General features: G+C 71.5%; 6 protein-coding genes. 3 read left to right on the top strand and 3 right to left on the bottom strand.

What is annotated here, in order from left to right; genetic code table 11:
- Positions 1–68 precede the first annotated feature (68 nt).
- A complete protein-coding gene (locus tag CKO13_RS10030; RefSeq protein ID WP_242467990.1) occupies positions 69–341 on the bottom strand; it encodes a Trm112 family protein in 273 nt (90 codons plus the stop codon).
- Between the two features lie 135 nt (positions 342–476).
- On the opposite strand from CKO13_RS10030, the gene clpX reads away from it, so the two are divergent.
- The 3 genes from clpX to dksA all read left to right on the top strand — a co-directional run bounded on the left by clpX (position 477) and on the right by dksA (position 3,431).
- On the top strand, positions 477–1,691 hold the full coding sequence (gene clpX / locus CKO13_RS10025) for an ATP-dependent Clp protease ATP-binding subunit ClpX (protein ID WP_338034630.1): 1,215 nt from the start codon (positions 477–479) through the stop codon (positions 1,689–1,691).
- Between the two features lie 94 nt (positions 1,692–1,785).
- Entirely contained in the window at positions 1,786–2,862 is a 1,077-nt protein-coding gene (locus CKO13_RS10020; protein WP_200260358.1) for a 3-deoxy-7-phosphoheptulonate synthase, read from the top strand.
- Between the two features lie 134 nt (positions 2,863–2,996).
- A complete protein-coding gene (gene dksA / locus CKO13_RS10015) occupies positions 2,997–3,431 on the top strand; it encodes an RNA polymerase-binding protein DksA (RefSeq protein ID WP_200260355.1) in 435 nt (144 codons plus the stop codon).
- A gap of 27 nt (positions 3,432–3,458) precedes the next feature.
- Here the strand turns inward: dksA and prfA are convergent, their stop codons facing one another.
- Both prfA and hemA read right to left on the bottom strand, forming a co-directional pair.
- A complete protein-coding gene (gene prfA, locus CKO13_RS10010) occupies positions 3,459–4,550 on the bottom strand; it encodes a peptide chain release factor 1 (protein WP_200260352.1) in 1,092 nt (363 codons plus the stop codon).
- A complete protein-coding gene (gene hemA, locus CKO13_RS10005; RefSeq protein ID WP_200260349.1) occupies positions 4,471–5,820 on the bottom strand; it encodes a glutamyl-tRNA reductase in 1,350 nt (449 codons plus the stop codon). The genes prfA and hemA overlap by 80 nt, the downstream gene beginning before the upstream one ends.
- Positions 5,821–6,067 lie beyond the last annotated feature (247 nt).

The raw sequence follows: 6,067 nt of genomic DNA, 5'->3' as shown, positions 1-6,067 counted from the left end.
CGCGGCGTCGATCCGCGGCTGCGGGTCAGCGCCTCGGCGGGGGGCGCTTGCGGGCGGGCGCTCGCGCGTCACTCCCGCGGCGGCGGCTGCTCCAGGGCGGAGCCGGGCAGGCCGCGCTCCTCGAGCATGACGGGGATGCCGTCGTCGACGCGGTAGATGCGGCTGCCGTTGTCGGTGATCAGCGCCTGCTCGAGGGGCGCCTCCACCTCGCTGTCGTCCATGTAGCGGATCTGGCCCTCCTGGATGAGGCGGTTGAGCCGCTCCAGGTCCGTGTCCGGCAGGGGCTGTACGGGCCGCTTGGAGACGGGGCAGCAGAGGATATCGAGGAGCTTCCGGTCCATACTCATAACTCTACCACACTCAAGATCTCGTTTTACGTGCCGTTGCAGTCGGGTGAATTCGGTTGTTCGGTTTAGGGGGTGGAAGCCATGCCGGGATCGCGCAGCGAGGCCCCAGGGATTCCCTTCGAGCCCGGGGTGCTTGAGGAAGCGGACCGCGCCTTGCGCCGCTGCTCGTTCTGCGGCCAGGACGAGGCGCTCGCCGGGCCCTTGATCGGCGGGGACCAGGCGTACATCTGCGAGGTCTGCCTCAGCCACTGCAACCGGGTGCTCGAGCTCGAGCGCCAGGCGCACGCCTCCCGGCTGCTCGAGGGCCTGCCGGCGCCGCGGCGCATCCGCGCCTACCTCGATGACTATATCATCGGCCAAGAGCGGGCCAAAAAGGCCCTCGCCGTGGCGGTCTACAACCACTACAAGCGCCTGCTCTGGGCCGCCCGCCGGCCGAGCCTGGAGATCGGCAAGAGCAACATCCTCCTCGTCGGGCCGAGCGGCTCCGGCAAGAGCTACATCGCCGAGCGCCTCGCCCGCTGCGTCGACGTGCCCTTCGTCTCCGTCGATGCCACCACCCTGACCGCCTCGGGGTATACGGGTGACAACGCCGAGGGCGTCGTCGAGCGGCTGCTCGCCGCCTGCGACTACGACCCCGAGCGGGCGGCCCGGGGGATCGTCTACATCGACGAGCTCGACAAGCTCGCCGCCCGCGAGGGGGCCAACGGCGGCCGGGACATCTCCGGCGAGGGGGCGCAGCAGGCCCTGCTCCAGCTCCTCGAGGGGCGGAGCGTGACCGTCACCGTCCAGCGCCGCCAGCGCCGCGAGGTGACCCTCGATACCCGGCAGGTGCTGTTCATCGCCGGGGGCGCCTTCGAGGGCCTGGCGGAGCTGGCCGAGCGCCGCGCCGCGCCCCGGGGGGTGGGCTTCACCGCGGCGGTGGAGCGCGAGGGCGGCGCCCCCGAGCCCGCCGCCGAGGACTTCTGCCGCTACGGCCTCCTGCCCGAGCTGATCGGCCGCTTCCCGGTGATCGAGTCCCTCGAGCCGCTCGGGGTCCAGGAGCTGGTGGCCGTGCTCACCGAGCCGCGCAACGCCCCGGTCCGCCAGTACCAGGCGCTGTTCGAGCGCGACGGCTGCGAGCTGCTCTTCACCCGCGAGGCGCTGCTCGCCCTCGCCGAGCGGGCGCACGCCCGCGGCACGGGCGCGCGCGGGCTGCGCGCCGTGCTCGAGCAGATCCTCCTCGAGCCCATGTACGCCGTCCCGGCCGTGGAGGGCACCGTCGAGCGGCTGACCATCGACGCCGAGGCGGTGAGCGGGCAGCCGCCGCTCTACGAGCTCGCCGAGCAGCGCCGCTGCGTCGGCTGACGGCGCTTGAAGGCGCGAGCTGCAGGCCAGTAGTATTGGTTCGATTCAGCCACCGATTCCCGCTGCGGGCGGGGAGGACCGGACCGAGACCGAGATGCCAGAGAACGATCACGTAAACGACGTCAACGTCGCCGACGGCGAGCGGCTGCCGACGCCCGCCGAGATCAAGTCGCAGCTGCCGCTGAGCGATCAGGCCCGGCAGACCGTCCTGGAGAGCCGGCAGGTCCTGCGGGATATCCTCGACGGCAAGGACCACCGCCTTTTCGTCGTCGTCGGCCCGTGCTCGATCCACGACCCCGAGGCAGCCCGCGAGTACGCCCGGCGGCTCAAGGCCCTGCACGATGAGGTCGGCGACAGCGTCTACCTCGTCATGCGCGTCTACTTCGAGAAGCCGCGGACCACCGTGGGCTGGAAGGGCCTGGTCAACGACCCCGACATGGACGACTCCTTCCGCATCGACCGCGGGCTGCGCGTGGCCCGCGAGCTGCTGCTGGAGATCGCCGAGATGGGGCTGCCCACGGCCACCGAGGCGCTCGACCCGATCGCGCCGCAGTACTACGGCGACCTCATCTCGTGGACGGCCATCGGCGCCCGCACCACCGAGTCGCAGACCCACCGCGAGCTCGCCAGCGGCCTGTCGACGCCGGTCGGCTTCAAGAACGCCACCGACGGCAGCCAGGACGTGGCGATCAACGCCCTGCAGTCGGCGGCGGCGCCGCACAGCTTCCTCGGCATCGACCAGGACGGGCGCACCACCATCGTGCGCACCCGCGGCAACCGCTACGGCCACATCGTCCTGCGCGGCGGCGCGCAGCCGAACTACGACTCGGTGAGCATCCGGCTGTGCGAGCAGGCGCTGGAGCAGGCGGGGCTGCCGGCGCGGGTGGTGGTCGACTGCAGCCACGCCAACTCGAGCAAGGACCCGAGCCTGCAGTCCATGGTCTTCCAGGACCTGGTCCGCCAGATCACCGAGGGGAACCGCTCCATCGTCGGGGTCATGCTCGAGAGCCACCTCGGCTGGGGCAAGCAGAAGCTCGGCGACGACCCGGCGGCGCTCGAGTACGGGGTCTCCATCACCGACCCCTGCATCGACTGGCCGACGACCGAGGGCCTGCTGCGCGAGGCGGCGGGCGCCCTGCGCGGGGTGCTGCCGGCCCGGCGGGTGGCCTAGGCGGGAGATTGACGTCACCGGGGCGGTGGTGTATCAGTTTCAGGGAAGCGCCGCATTGCGGCACAAGCCAGAACCATGAGAGCGCGACGGTTGCCGGCCTCAGCTGGGGCGGGTCAACCAAGGGGAGAGGAAAGATGGCTGCTGATCGACACGCCCTGCCCGTCAAAGGCTTCGAGCCCTACGAGGCAGCGGCCGACGAAGAGTACATGAGCGACGAGCAGCTGGAGCACTTCCGGCAGCTGCTCGTGGCGTGGAAGCGCGATCTCCAGGAGGAGGTCGAGCGGACCGTCCACCACATGCGCGACGACGCCAACAACCACTCCGATCCGGCCGATCGCGCCACGCAGGAGGAGGCGTTCGCCCTCGAGCTGCGGGCGCGCGACCGGGAGCGCAAGCTCATCCGCAAGATCGACCAGTCGCTCGAGAAGATCCGCACCGGCGACTACGGCTACTGCGAGCAGTGCGGGGTGGAGATCGGCCTGCGCCGGCTGGAGGCCCGGCCGACGGCGACCCTGTGCATCGACTGCAAGTCCCTCGAGGAGATCCGCGAGCGCCAGAACGTCGCCTAGCGGCAGGGCCGCGGGCGCGGGCGCAGGCTAGCCCGCGCCCTCGGCGACCTGGGCGAGGACCTCCGCCTGGTGCTCGTTGATCAGCGGCTCGATGACCGCGTCGAGGTCGCCCTCCGTGATCTGCTCGATCTTGTAGAGCGTCAGGCCGATCCGGTGATCGGTCACCCGCCCCTGCGGGAAGTTGTAGGTCCGGATGCGCTCCGAGCGCTCCCCGGTGCCCACCGCCAGGCGGCGCTCCTCGCTGCGCTCCGACTCCTGGCGGGCCCGCTCCTGCTCCGTGAGCCGTGCCTGGAGGAAGGCCATCGCCTTGGCGCGGTTCTTGTTCTGGGAGCGCTCCTCCTGGCACTCCACGACCATCCCCGTCGGCAGGTGGGTGATGCGCACCGCCGAGTCGGTGGTGTTGACGTGCTGCCCGCCGGCGCCGGAGGAGCGGAAGGTGTCGACGCGCAGCTCGTTGGGGTCGACCTGGATGGTGTCGACCTCCTCGAGCTCCGGCAGCACCGCCACCGTGCAGGTCGAGGTGTGGATCCGGCCCTGGGACTCCGTGGCCGGCACGCGCTGGACGCGGTGGGCCCCCGACTCGAACTTCAGCCGCGAGTAGGCGCCGCGGCCCTCGATGCGGGCGATGATCTCCCGGTAGCCGCCGTGCTCCCCCTCGCGGGCCGAGAAGATCTCGGTCTGCCACCCCTTGCGCTCGGCGTAGCGGGCGTACATCCGGAACAGGTCGCCGGCGAACAGCGCCGCCTCGTCGCCGCCGGTGCCGGCGCGGATCTCGAGGAAGATGTTGCGCTCGTCGTTGGGGTCGCGGGGGATCAGGTGGCGCTGCAGGCGCTGCTCGAGGGCCTCGAGCTCGCTGCGGGCGCTCTCGAGCTCCTCCTCGGCGAGGGCGCGGATCTCGGCGTCGCTGTCGGCGAGCATGGCCTCGGCGTGGGCGGCGTTGTCGGCCGCCTCACGGTAGGCGCGAAGATCCTGGACGACGGGCTCAAGCCGGGCGTACTCGCGCGAGAGCTCGGCGAAGTGCGACGGGTCGGTGGCGACGTCAGGATCCGCTAGCTGCGCGCCGATCTCCTCGTGCCGATCCGCCATCCGCTCCAGCTTGTCTCGTATCGTCGCCTTCACTGGACCTCTCTACTAGGTGCTGTTCGATCGCGAGCGTCTCTAGCGCGTGCTGGATCCGGGTGCGGTCCCCGGTGGCCGCCGCCGCGCGCAGCCCCACGGTGGGGGCGTGGATGAGCCGCCGCGTGAGGGTGTGGGTCATCCACTCCAGGACCTCGTGGGGATCGTCGCCGCGCTGCAGGCGCCGTGCGGCCTGCGCCCGGGTGGCCCGGGCGTAGCTGTGGGCGCGCTCGCGGAAGGTGCGGATCGCCTCGCCGGCGTCCCGGGCGCGGCGCCACTCCAGGTACTGGCCGACCTGGCGCTCGACGATGGCCTCCGCCTGGGCGGCGGCGTCCTGGCGGGAGCGCATGTTCTCGGCGACGACGTCGCGCAGGTCGTCGACCGTATAGAGGTAGACGTCGTCCATCTCCGCCGCCTCGGGCTCGATATCCCGCGGCACGGCCAGGTCGAGCATGAACATCGGCCGGTGGCGCCGGGCCCGGACGGCCCGCTCCACGGACCCCTTGCCGAGGATGGGCAGCGAGCTGCCGGTCGAGGATACCACAATGTCGGCCTCGGGCAGCCGCCGGGAGAGGTCGTTGAGGCTGAAGGCCTCGCCGTCGTGGGCCTCGGCGAGGCGCTTGGCGCGCTCGACGTTGCGGTTGGCCACGAGCACCCGGCCGATCCCCTGCTGGCCGAGGTGGCGGGCGACGAGCTCGATGGTCTCGCCGGCGCCGATGAGCACGGCGGTGCGCTTGTGGAAGTCGTCGAAGATCTGCTTGGCCATGGTCACGGCCGCGAAGGCCACCGAGATCGGGTTCGAGCCGATGTCGGTGTCCGTGCGCACCTGCTTGGCCACGGAGAAGGCGTGCTGGAAGAGGCGCTCGAGCACGGCGCCGAGGCTGCCCGCCTCGGCGGCCTTGTGGTAGGCGTCCTTGACCTGGCCGAGGATCTGCGGCTCGCCGAGGACCAGGGAGTCGAGCCCGGCGGAGACGCGCATCAGGTGGCGCATGGCGTCGGTGCTGCGCCGCACGTAGAGGTGGGGCCGCACCTTGCGCAGGTCCACCCGCTGGTAGCGCGTCATCCAGCCGATGACGGCCTCCGGGTCGGTGTGCGGCAGGCGGACGTAGATCTCGGTGCGGTTGCACGTCGAGAGGATCGCCACCTCGTGGGCGCCGGTCTCCGCCTTCGCGTCCTGGAGGGCCTCGCCGATGGCCCCGGCGTTGAACGCCAGGCTCTCGCGGACGGCCACCGGGGCGCTGTCGTGGTTCAATCCAATGGCGAACAGGGGCATAGGAGCTAGCGTCTCCCAGGGGGTTTAGGGCACTATCCGTGAAGCTACGCGATATTGTCACGAATCGCGACCGCGCCGGTAAAGCAACGACCCTGCGGAAAAATGCCCGAGCCCTCGCCCCAGATCGCCGCTTCTGCCTCGCCCCGGCGCCCGCTGCGCCGGGGCGGCGGCGGGGCCGCGGCGCTGCTGCTCACCGCCGCGCTGGGGCTCTGCGCCTGCGCCGGGCCGGCGCCCGAGCGCCCCGGGG

Source organism: Halorhodospira neutriphila (assembly GCF_016584055.1).
Classification (GTDB): Bacteria; Pseudomonadota; Gammaproteobacteria; order Nitrococcales; family Halorhodospiraceae; genus Halorhodospira; species Halorhodospira neutriphila.
The sequence above is the reverse complement of the archived record's forward strand: the minus strand, read 5'-3'. Positions and strand labels throughout refer to the sequence as shown.